This window comes from Rufibacter glacialis (assembly GCF_008271745.1).
Taxonomy (GTDB): Bacteria; Bacteroidota; Bacteroidia; order Cytophagales; family Hymenobacteraceae; genus Nibribacter; species Nibribacter glacialis.
Window position 1 is genome coordinate 726,989 of sequence record NZ_VKKZ01000010.1, and the last position, 17,818, is coordinate 744,806.

At 51.2% G+C, this 17,818-nt stretch carries 14 protein-coding genes; 10 read left to right on the forward strand and 4 right to left on the reverse strand.

Going from position 1 to position 17,818, the window contains the following annotated elements:
* Positions 1-106: 106 nt before the first annotated feature.
* A complete protein-coding gene (locus FOE74_RS03905) occupies positions 107-565 on the reverse strand; it encodes a DUF2059 domain-containing protein (protein WP_149097277.1) in 459 nt (152 codons plus the stop codon).
* A 160-nt stretch (positions 566-725) separates the two neighbouring features.
* Here FOE74_RS03905 and FOE74_RS03910 point away from each other — a divergent pair, with 160 nt between their 5' ends.
* The 10 genes from FOE74_RS03910 to FOE74_RS03955 all read left to right on the forward strand — a co-directional run bounded on the left by FOE74_RS03910 (position 726) and on the right by FOE74_RS03955 (position 10,694).
* Positions 726-1,274, forward strand: coding sequence for an NUDIX domain-containing protein (locus FOE74_RS03910; RefSeq protein ID WP_149097278.1), 549 nt, complete (start codon positions 726-728; stop codon positions 1,272-1,274).
* Between the two features lie 113 nt (positions 1,275-1,387).
* Positions 1,388-1,936: a hypothetical protein gene (locus FOE74_RS03915; protein ID WP_149097279.1), complete on the forward strand. Its 549-nt coding sequence runs from the start codon at positions 1,388-1,390 to the stop codon at positions 1,934-1,936.
* A 209-nt stretch (positions 1,937-2,145) separates the two neighbouring features.
* Entirely contained in the window at positions 2,146-4,716 is a 2,571-nt protein-coding gene (ligD, locus tag FOE74_RS03920; protein WP_149097280.1) for a DNA ligase D, read from the forward strand.
* A 4-nt stretch (positions 4,717-4,720) separates the two neighbouring features.
* The gene (locus FOE74_RS03925) at positions 4,721-5,743 is read left to right on the forward strand and encodes an SDR family NAD(P)-dependent oxidoreductase (RefSeq protein ID WP_149097281.1); all 1,023 of its coding nucleotides are present in this window, start codon (positions 4,721-4,723) and stop codon (positions 5,741-5,743) included.
* Positions 5,744-5,994: 251 nt separating this feature from the next.
* Positions 5,995-6,288, forward strand: a complete 294-nt coding sequence (locus FOE74_RS03930; RefSeq protein WP_149097282.1) for a CZB domain-containing protein — start codon at positions 5,995-5,997, stop codon at positions 6,286-6,288.
* A gap of 238 nt (positions 6,289-6,526) precedes the next feature.
* Entirely contained in the window at positions 6,527-6,754 is a 228-nt protein-coding gene (locus FOE74_RS03935; protein WP_149097283.1) for a hypothetical protein, read from the forward strand.
* 221 nt (positions 6,755-6,975) lie between these two features.
* Positions 6,976-7,914 (forward strand): M48 family metalloprotease, encoded by a 939-nt coding sequence (locus FOE74_RS03940; RefSeq protein WP_149097284.1) that lies wholly within the window; start codon positions 6,976-6,978, stop codon positions 7,912-7,914.
* Positions 7,915-8,077: 163 nt separating this feature from the next.
* Positions 8,078-9,031 carry a M20/M25/M40 family metallo-hydrolase gene (locus FOE74_RS03945; RefSeq protein WP_225840620.1) on the forward strand — a complete coding sequence of 318 codons (954 nt, stop codon included), beginning with the start codon at positions 8,078-8,080 and terminating at the stop codon, positions 9,029-9,031.
* A gap of 374 nt (positions 9,032-9,405) precedes the next feature.
* Positions 9,406-9,780 carry an RlpA-like double-psi beta-barrel domain-containing protein gene (locus FOE74_RS03950; protein WP_188686281.1) on the forward strand — a complete coding sequence of 125 codons (375 nt, stop codon included), beginning with the start codon at positions 9,406-9,408 and terminating at the stop codon, positions 9,778-9,780.
* Between the two features lie 233 nt (positions 9,781-10,013).
* On the forward strand, positions 10,014-10,694 hold the full coding sequence (locus FOE74_RS03955; RefSeq protein WP_225840622.1) for a porin family protein: 681 nt from the start codon (positions 10,014-10,016) through the stop codon (positions 10,692-10,694).
* A gap of 69 nt (positions 10,695-10,763) precedes the next feature.
* Here the strand turns inward: FOE74_RS03955 and FOE74_RS03960 are convergent, their stop codons facing one another.
* The 3 genes from FOE74_RS03960 to FOE74_RS03970 all read right to left on the reverse strand — a co-directional run bounded on the left by FOE74_RS03960 (position 10,764) and on the right by FOE74_RS03970 (position 17,589).
* The gene (locus FOE74_RS03960; protein ID WP_149097287.1) at positions 10,764-11,474 is read right to left on the reverse strand and encodes a ferritin-like domain-containing protein; all 711 of its coding nucleotides are present in this window, start codon (positions 11,472-11,474) and stop codon (positions 10,764-10,766) included.
* A gap of 210 nt (positions 11,475-11,684) precedes the next feature.
* Positions 11,685-12,236, reverse strand: a complete 552-nt coding sequence (locus FOE74_RS03965; protein ID WP_149097288.1) for a hypothetical protein — start codon at positions 12,234-12,236, stop codon at positions 11,685-11,687.
* Between the two features lie 250 nt (positions 12,237-12,486).
* Positions 12,487-17,589, reverse strand: coding sequence for a CARDB domain-containing protein (locus FOE74_RS03970; RefSeq protein ID WP_149097289.1), 5,103 nt, complete (start codon positions 17,587-17,589; stop codon positions 12,487-12,489).
* Positions 17,590-17,818 lie beyond the last annotated feature (229 nt).

The following is a 17,818-nucleotide window of genomic DNA, read 5'->3' on the forward strand; positions in this document are numbered from 1 at the left end:
GAAGGAGTAAGTTGTTGGTAGATAGAATAGAAATGGTTTCAGTTAAAACACAGCGGGCTCCTCTTTCTGAGAGGAGCCCGCTGTGCGTCAACAAGAGAAGGTATGGTTAGTTGTCCCCTTGCATTTTCTTCTGGATGGCCTGTTGCAGTTCCATCATGTGGGGTTCTACCTTTGACTGCCCAATCTGGGCGCTCTTCATGGTGATGATAGACTGTTTCTGGGCCAGTTTCTTACCGGTGGGCGTTAAATAGAAAGCGTTCATGTCCTTGAGCTCTTTCTCGGTGAACTCGTCCATGTACAGCTTGATGAGATCCCCTTTCACGGCATCCCAGTTCATGTATTTAGAGAAGAAGGACCGCACCTCCACTTCGGCCGCTTTCATGGCCGGTACCTGTTCCATCTGCATGGTGAGCATCTGTTGCAGGTTGTCATCAATGGTTTTGGGGCTGCCCATGGTCAGGAGCAGTGTTTCGGCGGCTTTGTAATGGCTGCTCTGGGCCTGTGCCATGGCACTGCCTGCTGAAACCACCAGCAGAAACACCCAAAGAGAAAGGACTTTTTTCATTTTAGAAGATTAAGTAGACTTCTAATTACGTAATGAGCCGCAGAATAACCAGCAGGCCTCGGAATTTATTTTGGCATATGGGCATGAGTCAACCACCAGGGACAGGCTGCGTACCACACAGGAAAAGAGAGCAAACCCATTCCGTTTTTAACCTCCTTCTATGAAAATAACCAAGAAAGAAACCGCCTACCAAGGGTATTACCGGTTGCAGGTATTCACCGTGCAAGACAAAGGAAACGAGTTTGAGCGCGAGGTTTTCCAGACCGGACAGGCAGCAGCAGCCCTGGTGTATGACACCAAAAAGAAAAAATTCATTCTGGCCAGGCAGTTCCGGCCGGCCGTAGAGCAGGAAATGGTAGAAGCCGTAGCCGGTATGCTGGACAGCGCCGATGAAAAACCTGAGGCCGCCATTACCCGGGAAATAGAGGAAGAGATAGGCTACGCGGTAGACAAACTGGAGCGCCTGTATGAATTCTATCCTTCGCCTGGGGCCTTCTCAGAGAAGATCTACCTGTTCTATGCCGAGGTAAGCAAGAAAACGGGCGAAGGCGGTGGCAAAGATGATGAGAACGAAGACATCTCCACGCTGGAACTCACCGCCGAGGAACTGGTGAAACAACCGCTCTCAGACGGGAAAACCATTTTGGCTGTTGAGTGGGCAAAGGCCAACCTGCTGCCAAAACTAAAGGAAAAGAAGTCCGCCAAATAACGCGGAACAGGGCCGGCAGAACCCTAAAAATGGAGGGTGAATTAACTCTGCCGCCCTACTCCCGTAAACAAGTACTCACGTTTTAGTTCACTAACCTATAACCTGACCATACTATGGAAGAGCAAAATAAGAACCAAGGCACGCCGCAGCAAGAAGGAACTGGCACCAACAACAGCCAGGACGGAAACCAGGGCGGAGGCACTTTCGCGGACCATAATTACGGAACCAAGGCCGAAGGCGGCAACACCGCCAACTATGACGCCGACGGGGACTTAGACATAAATGATGCCGGGGGAAACCTTGACAAGGGCCAGGCGCATGATGACAAAAACGGCGGCCAGGATGTACTGGGCCGCCAGGGCGGAGGCTACGGCGAAGCCCAAGGCATGGGTAAAGTCCCTTCCGGGGATAAGAACCAGGCCAAGCATGATGCCGAGAGCGACAAAGACACCGGCTACGGCACCCACGCCGGCGGCTTAGGCGACAGCCACAGCGGCTTCAAAGGCAACCACAACGGCAATGACGGTACCGGCGGCGGACGCAGCAGCGGACACGCAGGGCACGGCGGAGACCCGGATGATGAGAAGTATTCACCCAACAAAGGCGGCAAAGACCAGAACAATGACCCAGACGTAGCTGGCCGCGGAGCCAGAAACAACTAAGGTATAGTTTACAGAACGGAAAGGCCTATCTCTGAAAGAGGTAGGCCTTTTTTGTTTTATGGCCATTCCCTCAAAAGTAGCCGCCAAACCACCTGCCAGAGAACAGCGAAAAAAGGAAACATCCGTAAGAGGAGAAGACACGCGCGCTGTCAGGCAAGGCCAGAGCCAGCGCGTGTCAGGAACTACGTGAAGACAATAAATGCAGCTCTATGGGTCTAGAAGAATATAACCAGAAACGCCATTTCAACCAGACTCCTGAACCTCAGGGCAAAGAAGCCAAAGGCAAGGGAGCGTTACGTTTTGTGGTGCATCGGCACCAGGCATCTAACCTGCACTATGATTTCCGGCTGGAACTGGACGGCGTCCTCAAAAGCTGGGCCGTTCCCAAAGGTCCCTCGCTCAATCCCGCTGACAAGCGGCTGGCCGTGGCTGTGGAAGACCATCCGTTCAGTTACCGCACCTTTGAAGGCGACATACCCGAAGGCAACTACGGCGCCGGCCACGTAGACATCTGGGACGAGGGCACTTTCCATGCTGTAAACCCCACCTCCCGCGCGCAGGAGGAGAAACAGCTGCTGCAGGAACTGGCCGAAGGCAGTCTCCACTTTGTGCTGGAGGGCAAAAAACTAAAAGGCGAGTTCACCCTGGTTAAGATGAAGGGCCGCCAGGAAGATGCCTGGTTGCTGCTCAAAAAGCAGGACGAGGCCGCCACCCAAGAACCTTATGATGCCGAAGACCATGTAGAGGGAGCCTCTGCTAAAAGCAAAAAGAAACCAGCCGCCAAAACTGCCGCCAAAGCCTCTGGAACGTCCAAAACCGCCAGCAACCCCAAGCCTGGCGGTAAAGGAACCTTGGCAGAAATGCCGCATGAGGTAGTGCCCATGACCGCCAAACTCACTGATGGTCCCTTTGATGATGACGCCTGGCTTTTTGAGGTGAAATGGGACGGGTACCGGGCAGTGGCCGAGGTGGAAGAAGGAGCCGTGAAACTGTACTCGCGCAACGGGAAATCCTTCAAAGCGAAATATGCCCCCGTGGTAAATGCCCTGGAAGCCCTGCCGCACCAGGCCGTGTTTGACGGCGAGCTGGTGGTGCTGGATAAAGAAGGCAAAGCCAATTTCCAGGCCCTGCAGAATTACCAGAACACGCCTTCGGAGCATCTTTACTACTACATTTTTGATCTGCTGTACCTCAACGGGGAAGACCTGCGCCACCTGCCCCTTATCCAACGCAAAGAGAAACTGCAAGACGTGTTGGCCCAGGCCAAAGACCCGCTGCGCTACAGTGAACACCGGGTAGGGGAGGGCACCGCCTTTTTCAAGGAGGCGCAGGAAAACCAGTGGGAAGGCATCATGGCCAAAGCCGCGAGCAGCACCTACCAGGTAGGCAAACGATCCGCGGAATGGCTTAAAATCAAAACCCATCTGCGGCAGGAAGCCGTGATTGCCGGCTATACCGCCCCGCAGGGCAGCCGCGTGCACCTGGGTGCCCTGGTGCTGGGCGTGTATGAAGGAAAGAAGCTCAAATACGTGGGCCAGAGCGGCAGTGGCTTCAACAAGAAAAGCCTGACAGAGCTTATCCAGAAGCTGGAACCACTGGCGCAGGAAAAGTCACCCTTCTCAGAAAAGGTGCCGCTTACCCGTGACGTAACCTGGGTCAAGCCGGAGCTGGTCTGTGAACTCTCCTTCGCAGAGTGGACTTCTGACGGTCAGATGCGCCAGGCCATCTTCAAAGGCTTGCGCGAAGACAAGAAAGCCAAAGACGTGGTGCACGAACAAGCCGTAACGGCTCCGCCCCCTCAACAGGAGAAGTCCGTCTCAAAACCGGCCAAAAAAACCAAATCAGCCCCTAAACAAAAATCCGCTGAAAAGGAGGCAGAGGCCTTGGTGCTGGAACTAGACGGCCACCAGGTCCCCATTTCAAACCCGGAGAAACTGTACTGGCCAGAGGAGGGCATCACCAAGAAAGACCTGGTGCTGTATTATCAGACCATGGCCCACGTGCTGCTGCCTTACCTGCAAGACCGCCCCGAGTCCTTGCTGCGCCACCCCAACGGCATTGCTAAACCCGGGTTCTTCCAGAAAGACGCCGGTGACCATGCGCCGGAATGGGTGCAGACGACTTCTATCAAAGCGGAGTCCACGGGCCGGGAGGTGGAATACATCGTCTGCCAGAACAAAGCCACGTTGGCGTACCTCAACAACCTGGGCTGTATTCAGCTGAACCCCTGGAACTCCCGGCTGGCCCACCTGGAGAAACCGGATTACCTGGTGCTGGACCTGGACCCCGGCGAGAACACCTATGACCAGGTAGTGGAAACGGCCCTGGTGGCCAAGCAGGTACTGGAGGAGCTGGAAATCCAGGTCTATGCTAAAACGTCTGGGGCTACGGGCATGCACCTATATGTGCCCTTGGCGGCTAAATGGCCCTTTGAGCAGGTGAAAGAACTGGCCTTTGCCCTGGCCAAGCGGGTACATGAGAAATTACCTACCCTCACCAGCCTGGAGCGCAGCCCCAAAGAACGCCGACACCAGATTTACCTTGATTTCCTGCAGAACGCCATTGCGCAGACCATTGCCGCCCCTTATTGCGTGCGGCCCCGCGCCGGAGCCACCGTTTCCACGCCTTTGCGGTGGGAAGAAATAAAGCCTGGGCTGCACCCGTCTCAGTTCACCATCCAGAATGTGCCCCAGCGCGTGGAAAAGCTGGGCGACCTCTTTCTGCCGGTGCTGGGCAAAGGCGTGGACGTGGCCAAACTCCTCCAAAAACTGAAAAAATAAGACCATGAAAAAGAAAACAAAGAAGAACCTTTTATGGGCCGGAGCCGGTTTGGGTGCTTGGCTGGCCTTGCGCTCCTTTTCCAAAAACAAGCGCGAATTCTCCTTTACAGACCGCACCGTCCTGATCACGGGCGGTAGCCGGGGCCTGGGTCTGGTGCTGGCCCGCATGTTTGCGGAACAAGGAGCCAAACTGGCCATCTGTTCCCGCACCCAGCACCAATTAGAGGCTGCCCGCGAAGAGCTGGAAGCCGGCGGCGCTACCGTATTGGCCTTCAACTGTGACGTAACCGACCGCACCCAGGTCAAGGCCATGGTAGCCGAGATAAAAGAGCGCCTGGGGCCGGTGGAGGTGCTCATCAACAACGCCGGCATCATTGCCGCCGGTCCGCTGGAAGAAATGCAGGTAGAGGATTTTGAGGTGGCCATGAACGTGCATTACTGGGCCTCCTTGTACACCATGCTGGAAGTCATTCCGGAGATGAGGGCCCGGGGCGAAGGCCGCATTGTGAACATTGCCTCTATTGGCGGCAAAGTGAGCGTGCCGCACCTGGTGCCCTACAGCGGCAGCAAGTTCGCGTTGGTGGGCATGTCAGAGGGTTTCCGGTCTGAATTGCTCAAAGACGGCATTTACGTGACCACCATCAACCCCGGCCTTATGCGCACGGGCAGCGCCCGAAACGCCTTCCTGAAAGGCCAGAACGAGAAAGAATACACCGCCTTCGCCCTGCTGGATGCCAATCCTATTATTTCCCTGGCCGCCACCGTGGCTGCCCGTAAGATCATAGACGCCTGCCGGTTCGGCAAAGCCGAGGTCACGCTGGGCCTCAACGCCAAGTTCATCAGCACCCTGCATGGCCTGTTCCCGGGCGCCACCGCCGACCTGATGGGCCTGGTGAACATGTTCCTACCCGGGCCCGGAGGCGTGGGCAAAGAGGCCGTGCGCGGGTATGAAAGCGAAACCGCACTCACCCAGTCTCCTCTGAACGCCCCCAACCAGAAAGCGGCCCAAGAGAACAATGAACTGTAACGGAAGGGCCTCCTACGGAGAAGGAGAGATGGCAGGCACAGGTTTCTCTTGAGTGCCAGGTCAGGTTTAAAGCCTCTTTTCTGAAAACAGGCGGGAAAAAAGGAGCGCGGGCCATCTTTAGAGTTGGTGGGTGCACTCCTTTTTAGCGGGATTTTCTAGCATAATACTACTAGCATAATACTATTAAAGTGACCTTTTGGCAGAAGCATAATCTACTTTTGTCGGCCAAGGGCCTTCCCATAAAAGAGAATATGGACACCAGAGAGCAGAAAAGTTATTTTGAGAGCATAGGACGGTTAGATTTTGAGCAAGCCCGCATCAAGCATGTTCTGTTCAAGTCAAAGCTGCGGGCCATGCTGTTTGGGGCCGACATAGACCCTACCCCCGTGGTTTCTACCACAGGCTGCTCTTTGGGGAAATGGATCTATGAGGTTGCCATGCCTCGTGTTGGCCATATGGCAGAGGTGAAGGAACTGGAAACGGTGCATAATGACATGCATGCCCTGGCCCGCGATCTTTGGCAGAAATACCAGCAAGGCCACTAAGAGACGGCCTTGAAAGGCTTAAACCAGATAGATGCCATTGCCCATAAACTGCTGCACCTGCTGGAGGTGATTGAACGCAAAGCTGCTAGTTAACTGATTTGGGCAGAAACACCAGACCTGCTGCCTGGTCAGCAGCCCATCATGAAGGCAAGACCAAGAACCTTTTGCCCCAGGTCTAGTAAAGAAGAAAGCCCCCAGAAGAAAAGGGGAAACAAATGTTTTACTAAAGCACACGGATATGCCAGACAAACCAAATAAATCAGCCACCGAAATGGACCAAGGAAAGCAGTCAGAGCAACAGCGCGAAGGCATGAGCGACAATGACAGCTACAAGCGCTCCATGACCGGATATGACTCCTCTAAACAGGACGAGAACTTCATGGGAACTGAGAAGACCGGCGGCGGCAACTCCATTGATGAACGCGACACCAATGACGGCGACGCCAACACAGAGAACAACTTTTAACCAATTATCAAAAGCCCTTAAAATCCACTTTAAGGGCTTTTTTTAGCCTTGGCCGGAACTAAAAAAATATTTTTTGCCCAGGCCTTACTCAGAGATGTTCTGGGGGTGTTTTTCTAAAACTGGCAGAAAACTTGCTATTACCAACCTACGCAATGATTTGGCAGAAATACCGTTGAATCATACGGCGTCTTCAAGGGTTCTAAAACTACATGGAAAAACATATGAGAAGGGTTCTTTTATCTGTACTAACCGGCTTGTTCATCACCGGTGCCTCGGCGGTAACGCCGGCAGTTGCTGAGCCGAAGGGAGGAGCGGCCACCGCCTATGGCGCGCCTTCCAAACTTGGGGCTAGGGATGTCATCAATGAGATCATTGATGTGGTGGGCCTGAAGCCCCGCTTTGAGGTGCGGGCGGCCAATGTGCCCAACGCGGCGGCCGTCATCATGAACGGGCAGCGCTATATCCTCTACAATGAGAACTTTGTGAATTCTCTGAACACCGCCCTCAGAACAGACTGGGCTGGTATTAGTATTCTGGCGCACGAGATCGGGCATCACCTGAACGGGCACACGCTTTCTAAAGGCGGCAGCAACCAGCAAGACGAACTGGAGGCCGATGAGTTCTCTGGGTTTGTGCTGCGCAAGATGGGCGCCAGCTTAAGCGAGGCCCAGGCCGCCATCAAGGTGCTCGCCGATGATGAGGATTCCTATACCCACCCGGGCAAGAGCTCGCGGCTCACGGCTATCAGCAAAGGCTGGCGCAATGCCCATGACCAGATCCTGGCCAGCGCCAAAGCCGGTACGCCTAACCGTACCGTGGCGGGCATTAACCGGCCCGTTGCCTCAGAGCCGGCCGTGGCTACCGTGGCCAACACCAAACGCTCAACCTCTACTTCCTCCCGCAAAATGCCGGCGCAGTACATCATGCGCCAGGTGAAGCTGCAGAGTTTGCCTAATGAGCGAATCTTCGTGACTACCTCTTTCAGCCTGGTGCGCGAAACCGACCAAGGGATGGAAGTGATTGGCAAGCTGCAGAAAACAAATAACCGCAACTTCCCCTATATGCTGGAAAGCCGTTACTTCAACGCGCTCTTCGTAAGCACAGAAGGGATCTTGCTCAATGAAGAAGGCCGCAAGGTTGGGGTCTTGACCACCACTTAATCCCTTCTTGCCCTACTAGCAGAAACGCCACCCTCTTCCTTAGGGTGGCGTTCTTGTTTTATGACCAGGGCGGGAGGCGCAGAAGGAATAACCAGCTACTTTCTGTGCTTTTGACCGTCTTTTTCAGAAAAAAAGATCTAAACGGAGCCAGGTGGCCGCCGGAATGAAATTCAGTTTTTTGCCGTACCTTTTGGCCATGAACCGTTGCCACCTTGTAAAGGGCCTGTTGCTGGCCTCCATCAGCTTCTGCACCTTAAGCCTGACTTCCTGCGCGCAGGAAGTCTACCAATCCAACCAGGTCCTGAAAGACGTGGAAATCTTGGCCGCCGATTCTATGGGAGGGAGGTTACCCAATACCCCCGGCCATGCCAAGGCTCAGCAGTATCTTGTGCAGCGTTTCCAGCGCATTGGCTTGACGCCTATTGGCCCAGAGTACCAGCACGCTTTCACCTTCACCACCAGAAACAATGCCACGCCGCAACCGGGCGTGAACCTGGTAGGCATGATCCCCGGTACGTCAGACAAGGTGTTGGTGATCACGGCCCATTATGACCACGTAGGCACCCGCAACGGCAAGATCTACAACGGGGCAGATGATGATGCCTCCGGTATAGGGGCCATTCTGGCGCTGGCTACCCATTTCCAGAAACAGAAGCCGCAGCATACCCTGGTGTTTGTGGCGTTTGACGCCGAGGAGCAGGGCTTGGCGGGTTCAAAAGCCTTTGTCGCGAACCTGCCCCTGGCCAAAGACCGGATTTTGCTCAACGTGAACCTGGACATGGTAAGCATCTCAGAGAAAAACGAGCTGTATGCGGCAGGTACCTACCATTACCCTTACCTCAAGCCTTTGCTGGAGCAGGTAAAAGTGCCTCAGGGGCTGCACCTGCGTTTGGGTCATGATCGGCCAGAACAGGGGCCCAATGACTGGACCCTGCAATCAGACCACGGCAGCTTCCACAAAGCCCAGATCCCGTTCCTCTACTTCGGGGTAGAAGACCATCCGCATTACCACCAGGAGACCGATGAGTTCAAAAATATTCACCAGGCTTTCTATCTGAAAGCCGTGGAGACCATTTTGCAGGCGGTGCAGGTGCTGGACAAGCAATTGCCTTTGTAACTGCTTTGCGCTGAGGGGTTTCTCAGGTTAACATAAGAAAATGGATTTGACTCATTTGATGAACTTTCGTTTGCCAAGACATTTCTGCTGAAGACCTGGAACGCTCTTTCCTTGGAGAAGGGACCTACTTTGGCATGTCATCTGCTGAGGCCCCTGTTTTTGTTAAAATTGCACAATTTAAAGAAATAAAACCCTGTAAAATATAAACCGTTTAAGACCATACCCTAAACCGATGTTTCACCAACAACGAAAGCATGGTCAAGAATCAAACGTATGGTCTATTACTTTTAATTATTCTCCCATTCTTGAAAGAAATTTCGGGGTCCACTACGCCGGCCCCCGCAATGCCGGTCTTAGAACGCCAGTCAGCGGCAATGACAGTTCCTGCCCAAGCTCCCGCCGTACCCGCTGAGCCAATCCATATCAAGGTAGATGCCTCTGTGTATTTCCCGGTGGAGGAACAGACCGATGAAGATCCCCTGATCACCGCCGACGGCTCCCAGATAAATGAGAAGAACCCTAGTGGTCACCGCTGGTTAGCCTTGTCCAGGAATCTCCTGTCCCGTTGGGGAGGTCAGATTGAATACGGTGATTCTGTGAAGGTGGTAGGTATCTCAGACAAGCTGGATGGCGTGTATGTGGTGCGAGATGCCATGCACCGCCGCATCCGGAACCGGGTAGATATCCTGGTGGGTCCCAATGACAACATCATGGGCTACTGGGAAGACGTAAAACTGATCAAATTGTAAAGCGTAAACGTATTTAAACAAGCAGGCCCCCTCATGAAAGTGAGGGGGCCTGCTTGTTTTATAGCCTAGATAATTTACTTTCAAATATTTATTTTCCTGTAAATCAAGCTGGTATGATTTAAGTAAAATGTTTTGTCTCAACCAGAGACTAATCTGGAAAGGGTTTTGGCACGGTTTTTCCATTTAGGCAGATACAGACCCGGTGGTAGGGTGCTGATGAAAAGAACAGTGACATGAAAAAGATCATACTAGTAGTAGCAGTTCTTATGGCAGGCTTCCTGCAAGAAAGTTTTGCCCAAACCAATGACGGGGTTAAAGTAGGCATCAAAGGCGGTTACAACGTTTTTGGGTGGCAAGGGGAAACCGTGAAAAGCTTCGGCAACCTGTTAGAGTACACCAACGGAAACGCGGAGACCAGAATGCGGCAAGGGTTTCACGTAGGTGGCTACCTGAGCATTCCATTAGCCAACGGTTTTGAGTTGGAGCCCGGGGTTCAATACTCGCAAAAGGGCATGGTGCTGGAAGGCCGGGTACCCGGTGATGCGGCTCAGTTTGCCAATGCCAAAGTCACCCTCACCAACAAGGCAGAATACATAGACGTGCCTTTATTAGCCAAAGTGTACATAGGGGAGGGCTTCAATCTGTTTGCCGGTCCGCAGGTGTCATTTCTGCTTTCCAACAAGGTGAACGTGAATGCGGGCGCCTTTGGGTTCTCGGCTTACAACAATGACTTTGAGTGGCAGAACAGCCAGCGCAAGGTGGATTTGGGTATGTCAGCGGGGGCAGGCTATCAGTTCCAGAACGGACTCAACCTAGGAGGCAGCTATGACATGGGCCTCACCACCCTAGATGATAATGCCAGTTATAAATCTTACAACCACGGGTTCAAAGCCTCTGTTGGTTTCAGATTCTAAAGAGTTTAAGTTGTAGTGAATGTGTTATAGGATGAGAAAAACGGCGGACATTGTCCGCCGTTTTTTTATTTATTGGTTAGCTCTATTCTTCTTCTTTTTTTTCTTTTTCCCCTGGCCGTTGCTTTGGGCAGAAGATCCGTTCAGTTTTCTGGTTAACCCAGAAACCGAAGACATCAGCCTATCGGTGGGGATTCTCTTGGTCACCAAGCCATAAACCAGGGCGGCCCCGGCGGCACCAGCGGCGATCCAGAGGGCAGTGGTGAGAGACTTGTTTTGGCCCGCAGAAACGGTAGTGGCGGCGGACAAGCCTGTAGGGGCAGCTTCATCATACCCGGCTGCTTCCCACAGTTGATGCAGGTAGGTCAGCACATCGGTAGAGGCTTCCCGCTGGCGTAAAAGGGTGCCCCGTACCTCGGCTGGAAGATTGTGGTCCAGTGCGTCACGGTAGGCTTTCTGCGCCCATTCCTCGCCGTAGATGCAAGACCCCAGAATGCCTTCTTCATTCCGGCCAGAGAGGGTGGCTTTGAGGTCCATCCACTGGCGGTACAGTTTGCCTTTGGCGGTGGTGTCGCGCTCAGGGCTGCCGCCGTGCTGTTGGATAATTTGGTTCAGTTCATTCGCGAACGCCAGGCGTTGTTGCGAAAAGCGCCGGTAGGCATCTTGCCGAAGGGTATCTTTGCTTTCCTGGGCCGCGCGCTCATAGCCTTCCAGGCCATCATGGACAAATTCGTTCAGTTCCTTCAGAACCTCTACGACTCTTTGTTTCTCGTTAGTTGACATAGGTTCGGTGTTGGTTTATGAGCTTTTATGAACGTGAACCAACGAGACAGGTTTAGGAAAAAATACGCACTACCATTTATTGCGGCAAATGGCAGCTTGTTGGGGCTGTTTCTGCCCGGTTTTTCCTGAAATAGCCCTTAAATAGCAATCGCATTCTCAGCTGGCTTAGGTTGTTTAGCCGTCCTTTTCCCAAAACAGGCAGTAAATGGATTACTCCACCTCAAATTGCATAGGCAGGTTAAAAGGGAGTTGGCGGCGTTTGCTCCGGCCGTTCAGGTCTGTGAGAAAGGTGTTGAGTTGGTCCTGGTACTCCAGGTGGTAATCTTCATGGAGGTGCTTTTTGATGAGCATCATGGTGCGCAGCACCAGCCGGGCCGTGGCCACATAGAACCCTTTGTAGATGCTCTCAAACTGGCCCGTGAAGTTCTCGAAGAGCAGGTGGAGCAGGTACAGGTGAAGCTCCACTTCGCCCTTGCGGTCTTTGGTGATGCGCTGGTACCGGGCAATTTCTTGGGTGGCTTTCTTCAGGCCCCGGCTCAACGCTTTGCTCAAAGACCTCCCCGACACGGAGAACATGATGTCATGGATGGTGGTGGTGCTCCGGTCAAAAAGGGTTTCCAGGGTGACGTCTTCCAGCAGTTCAAAGGCCAGGGCATCATACGCTTCGGCATCTTTCCGCACCAAGCGCAGGACTAGGGCTTCCTTCTCTTTCTCACTTAATTTTTTCAACGCCTGCTTGAAGTCAGCGGAGGGAACGGGCATGGGGACGAAGTTAAGGATCTGGTTTATGAAGGAGGGGCAACGATGGACTGTTTTCTCCCTGCTTTTCAAAATTACGGCTTTGGCAGAGGATTTAAAATAGCTGCTGTTTTGGCACAGTTCCAAAGAAACTACATAAAATTTGCCTTGCCCAGTTCCTTACAATATTAAAAGTGCGGCGAAGTAGTTGCTTGCCTAAAACAAAAAGAGCCTCCCCATGCGGGGAGGCTCTTTTAAAGTATCATGTGAGGGCCTACTTCCGAATAACAATTCTTCGGATCGTGAGCGTATCCCCCACTTGGATGTGCACCAGGTATAAGCCATGGTTCAGGTGAGCCACGTCTAAAGAAGCTTTTAAGCCTTGGTTTACAATGGCGGCTTTCTGGCTGATTACCTTCTGACCAGAAGCTGAGTACATGGTAATCTCTACGGACTTCTCATTGTTCTTAAAGCCTTTGGCCTCAATGGCGAGCTTGTCAGTAGTTGGGTTTGGCCATAAGGTAAGCTCATGCTCTGGTGAAAGTTCCTTGATGCCGGTAGGAGCACTCACCGTAATTGTAAAGTGATCCATGTTATTATTAGTATCTTCTTCGGACACAAAAGCGCCTGCATTCACATAAATTATTAAAAAGTAATTTTTATGGGCAAGGGAAGGAGGTATTACTACGCTAGTTGAAAACTGGTAATTTTCTCCTGGAGCTAAAGAAGGGGCGTCGATAGACCCAAGTGGAAGGGGCGCATCCCCGCCAAATTCGAATTGTGAAATGTAGAAACTAACTTTAGTAGCCGCAGCAACGGCCTTCCCTTGGTTTGTTACCCAACCAGAAAGTTTAACACTTGATCCTGCAGGGACAATTCCTAACGCTCTAGTGGTTGGTTTAACAATCAAATCAGGTCTGTGAATAACTGCGTTCGGTTCAGTAACTGTAAGGGAAATAGCTGATAGGTTATTTTTCTCATCGCTCTCCGTTACTTCATTGCCTGGGTCAGCAAGGAACAGTATGTAATAGTTTCCGGCGGCTGTATTGGCAGGAATAGTGAGAGTTGCATTTTTATTACCAGTTGCACCTGCCGCTAACGCCCCCCCGGTGGAAGTTCCTAGTAGTACATCACTGCTTTCATAGGTATTATTTGTTGACAGATAGTATCCAACATTGCTGGACGAGGCTGCTAAAGTTCTGCTGTTCATGATAGAAGTACTCACGTTAAGGGTAGATCCCTTGGCTGCTGTTGCAGAAGAAATCATGGAACTTCGTAAAACCAGGTCAACACTTGCTGGATATACTGAGAATCCTACGTAAACCGCCACGTTATTGGCTTCATTGGTTTCAGGTACAGCATTGGAAGGATCTGCAACTGTAAGCAGATAGTAATTTCCATCAGGTGTGCCGGTTGGAACGACGAAGGTGCCAGATTTGGTAGCGTTAGTTCCTGAAGCTAATTCATTGCCTGATATCGTTCCTAATACAATATCATTTGAGTCAAACGTATTATCCGTAGATAGATAAAACCCTACGTTACTACTAATTGCTGTAGAATTTCCATCATTGTTTATTCTTGCGGAAACAGTTATGGGATATCCAGCACTCAGTGTATTGATAGAAGCGGTTACGTTATTAATGAATAAATCAACCGTTGGGTTAAGAACAATGATTGAGGAGTACTTGAGGTTATTGGTTTCATTACTCTCTGTAACTGCGTCTTTGTGATCAGCTTTGATTAGTAAATAATAGGAGCCGGTTGCAGTGGAAGCAGGAATGGTTACTGTCCTAGAGAGGGTAGCTGTCGCATTCTGGGTTAGGCTAGAGCCAGTCGCTTCAGCCAACAAAATATCTGCAGCATCTAAGGTGAGGTCAGAAGAAAGGTAAACCCCCACTGAAGAAGCTGAACTGGTGGCATTGCCTTGGTTTTTGATGATGGTGGCAACGGTATATGCTGTTCCTTTGATGAAGGAAGTGGAAGGTGTAATATAGAATGTCTCCACTACCAAATCTGGGCTAGGTGGTGCAGTTACTGTCAAAGCGATGGACGAGGTATTGTTCGTCTCATTGCTCTCTGTCACCTCTCCGGCCGGGTCTGCCACAAACAAGACATAGTAGTTACCAGGTGCCGTGGTGGCCGGAATAGTGAGACTAGCTGTTTTTTCAGCCGTGGCACCGGCAGCAAGTGCTCCTCCGGTAGAAGTTCCTAAAGCTACATCAGTGGCATCAAAGGTGGTATTGGTAGAAAGGTAATACCCTACGTTGCTGGCGCTGGATGATACGGTGCCAGCGTTACGGATAATGGTGGTAGCGGTAACAGAGCCGCCGGTAACCAAAGAAGTAACCGACAAGGTTGGCGTTTGAAGCACCAGGTCCACCGTCTGGGGCAAAACGGTTAAGGCTACACTGGAAACGTTATTATTCTCTGTGCCTTCCGTCACTTCATTCGCAGGATCGGCCACAAATAGAACATAATAGTTTCCGGCGGTTGTTCCTGCCGGGATGGTGAGGGTTACGGATTTATCCGCAGATGCCGAACCAGCCAGAGCGCCTCCTGTGGTAGTGGTTAAAGCCACATCAGAGGCCTCTAGCGTTGTATTGGCAGAAAGGTAGTAGCCCATAGTGCTGGAAGCGGCAGAGACGGAACCTTGGTTGCTGATCTTAGAGGTAGCCGTTGTGGTAGCCCCTGCCAAAAGTGAAGTAGGAGATAGGGCGGCATCCTGCACAATCAAATCTACAATGTTATTTGTCACGGTAAGGGCAAGTGACATCACCCCATTGGTCTCATTGGTTTCAGCAATATGGTTCTCTGGGTCAGGGACAAAGAGAATGTAGTAATTGCCGGCCACGGTGGAGGAGGGTATGGTAAGGGAAGCATCCAGTACCTCTGAACCCGAAGCCGCCAAGGTGCTGGCCGTCTGTTTGGAAACTAAAAGAACATCTGTAGGCTCCCACGTAGTATTAGTGGAGAGGTAAAAGCCCACGGCGCTTTTAGGTGAGGCCGTATTTCCGGTGTTGCTGAGGGTTGCCGTGGCATTCACTGATGCACCAGTCACCACTGAGGTAGCGGACAAGGTTCTGGCAGTGACAGATAAATCTATTGTATTGGCTGAGGTCACTGTAATGGCAGCGGCCCGCACGTTATTCGTTTCATCTGTTTCCTGAACATCATTGGTGGGGTCTGCCACAAACAGAAGCTGGTAGCTTCCTGCTGTAACGGTAGAAGGCAGGGACAGAGTGAAATCGTGTTTAGAAGAGCTTTGGCTGGTCAACAAACCGCCAGTACTTCTGCCCAGGTAAAGATCAGTGGCTTCTAAGGTGCTATTGGGAGACAGGTAATACCCAATGTTACTGCTAGCGGAGGAAGTAGTACCTGTATTGACAATGAAACCAGTAGTAGAAAAGGATGTCCCAGAACTCAGGGTATTAGAAGATGGGTAGCCAGAGAAGATGGATAAGTCAATGGCGGGGGTCACACAAGAAATGTTTGCCTCAAACCCCGGATAGGTATAGTACCCGCTACTGTAAAACCGGAGGGTTAACGCACCGGATGTGTTAGAGGCCGTCACCACATTGGGGGAGTTATAATTATATCTTCCAATCAATGGGGCAGAGGTACTGGTGCCGTCATATATCTCTAGATAGTCATAGTAGTTGTATATAGAGAAAGAAACAAAAGACAACTGGACCTTATTCCCGGGGGTGGCGGGATTAATGGTAAGGCTGCCGTTAGAATATTGCGAATAGTTGCCCGTGCCGCCATTATCATACACCTTTCCGGTGCAGGTGGTGAAACTGGTGGACCCGCTGACGGGAACTAAGAAGTTGGTTCCTTGGTCGGTCACACTGAAGTAACTGCTTACTGTATTGTTGTTCTCATTGCTTTCCGTAATGGAGTTTAGGTAATCTATGGCCTGAATCAGGTAATAGTTACCAGGGGTGGTGTTAGAGGGGATGGTGACAACAGAGCTCTTTGAAGCGTAATTATAGGTGCCCGGTGAAATGCTGGAACCATTGGCAAAGCCTACTAAGATGTCATTTGCGTCCAAGGTACTGTTCGCGGACAAATAATAGCCCATGTTGCTGGAAGACGCCGTCATGTTTCCAAGATTATACGCAGTGGAGGTAACGGTAATCTGGCTTCCTGCCGGAATAGAGGAGGAGGAGATGCCAGGCGATTGAAGGTTCAGGTCAACATTGGGCGTTACTACAGAAAAAGCAACCGCCGCTACGTTATTGTCTTCATTGGTCTCTGACACGCTGTTCAGGTAATCTGCCCTGAACAAGATATAATAAGCCCCGGTAGAGGCATTACTAGGGATGGTGACAGTAGCAGACCGGTAATAAGCCCGGTTGCCCTCAATGCTGGTTCCGGTGGAGGAACCAATAAAAACGTCTGTAGCATCAAATGTGGCATTAGAAGATAAGTAGAAGCCTACATTGCTGGAGCTTGCAGTGCTGTTTCCTTGGTTGGACAAGGTGAAATAGGAGGTGACAGCAGAACCTGGGATAGCGGAAGTAGGAGACAAACTGGGGCTCTGCACCACCAGGTCTATAGAAGGGGAGACAACCGTAATCTGGCGGGAAGCAGTGTTATTAGTCTCATTTTCTTCAGCCACACTATTTAAGTAATCTGCCGCAGAGATTAAATAATAGGACCCAGCAGTGGTGTTGGCTGGAACTGTCACCGTAGAGTAGAAGTAATGGGAGGAACTGGCACTTACCGCGTTTCCAGAAAAAGACCCAATAAACACATCTGCGGCATCTAAGGTACTGTTGGTGGATAGGTAATACCCCACTGTACTGGAATTGGAAGCAGTATTACCTTGGTTATAAATATACCCTTCAACGGTAAGGCTTGAGCCAGCTGTGAGCGATGAAGCATACAAATACAGACTGGAGATGGTAAAGTCTACCATTGGAGGCACCACCGAAAAAGCAACACTGCTCACATTGTTGTCTTCATTGGATTCTGAGACGTTTTTCAGATAATCTGCCACAAACAGTAGATAATAAGACCCCGTGGAGGTATTGGAAGGAATGGTAAGGGTGACAGACCTGCTGGAAGTTCCACTGGCGGCAAGGGCAGACCCGGCAGAAGAACCTATAAAAATGTCCTGGGCATCTAATACACTGTTGGTGGATAGGTAATAGCCGATATTGCTGCTATTGCCCATGGTATTCCCAAGGTTATAGATGGAGCAGGAGGTCGAAACAGAACTGCCAGCCACTACCGAAGTAGGGGCCACAGCGGCTCTTTGAATGGCATAGTCAGGCTGTGAGAAGGCTGCCTGGGCTCCGCCGAAGAAGAGACAAAATACCAGCAGGAGCTTCCACCTGAGACCAGATGGGAAAGGGAGTAAAGGTTTTGGCATAAAGGGTAGGTTAATTGGATAGTATAGCGTTTGGATGTGTTTAGTTATGTTATAAAAATCCTATAAAGATGGGATAAGATTCTTAATATTAAAAGAATGTGATAATTTAATGTTAAGTAAAGTGGAATTTTAGACATCAGAATCTTGGACGGTATAGAAATAGCTTAGCACAAGGGATTTAAGATTAATCTCCTGTTAGAATCAACTACCTCTTCTTCTGTTTTTTATT

Excerpts from the sequence above, each read along its gene's own strand:
- FOE74_RS03935 (WP_149097283.1), top strand. The coding sequence starts at position 6,527 with ATGCCAGACAAACCAAATAAATCAGCCACCGAAATGGACCAAGGAAAG.
- FOE74_RS03950 (WP_188686281.1), top strand. The coding sequence starts at position 9,406 with ATGACAGTTCCTGCCCAAGCTCCCGCCGTACCCGCTGAGCCAATCCAT.
- FOE74_RS03955 (WP_225840622.1), top strand. The coding sequence starts at position 10,014 with ATGAAAAAGATCATACTAGTAGTAGCAGTTCTTATGGCAGGCTTCCTG.
- FOE74_RS03925 (WP_149097281.1), top strand. The coding sequence starts at position 4,721 with ATGAAAAAGAAAACAAAGAAGAACCTTTTATGGGCCGGAGCCGGTTTG.
- FOE74_RS03940 (WP_149097284.1), top strand. The coding sequence starts at position 6,976 with ATGAGAAGGGTTCTTTTATCTGTACTAACCGGCTTGTTCATCACCGGT.
- FOE74_RS03965 (WP_149097288.1), bottom strand. The coding sequence starts at position 12,236 with ATGCCCGTTCCCTCCGCTGACTTCAAGCAGGCGTTGAAAAAATTAAGT.
- FOE74_RS03905 (WP_149097277.1), bottom strand. The coding sequence starts at position 565 with ATGAAAAAAGTCCTTTCTCTTTGGGTGTTTCTGCTGGTGGTTTCAGCA.
- FOE74_RS03910 (WP_149097278.1), top strand. The coding sequence starts at position 726 with ATGAAAATAACCAAGAAAGAAACCGCCTACCAAGGGTATTACCGGTTG.
- FOE74_RS03930 (WP_149097282.1), top strand. The coding sequence starts at position 5,995 with ATGGACACCAGAGAGCAGAAAAGTTATTTTGAGAGCATAGGACGGTTA.
- ligD (WP_149097280.1), top strand. The coding sequence starts at position 2,146 with ATGGGTCTAGAAGAATATAACCAGAAACGCCATTTCAACCAGACTCCT.
- FOE74_RS03915 (WP_149097279.1), top strand. The coding sequence starts at position 1,388 with ATGGAAGAGCAAAATAAGAACCAAGGCACGCCGCAGCAAGAAGGAACT.
- FOE74_RS03970 (WP_149097289.1), bottom strand. The coding sequence starts at position 17,589 with ATGCCAAAACCTTTACTCCCTTTCCCATCTGGTCTCAGGTGGAAGCTC.
- FOE74_RS03960 (WP_149097287.1), bottom strand. The coding sequence starts at position 11,474 with ATGTCAACTAACGAGAAACAAAGAGTCGTAGAGGTTCTGAAGGAACTG.
- FOE74_RS03945 (WP_225840620.1), top strand. The coding sequence starts at position 8,078 with ATGAAATTCAGTTTTTTGCCGTACCTTTTGGCCATGAACCGTTGCCAC.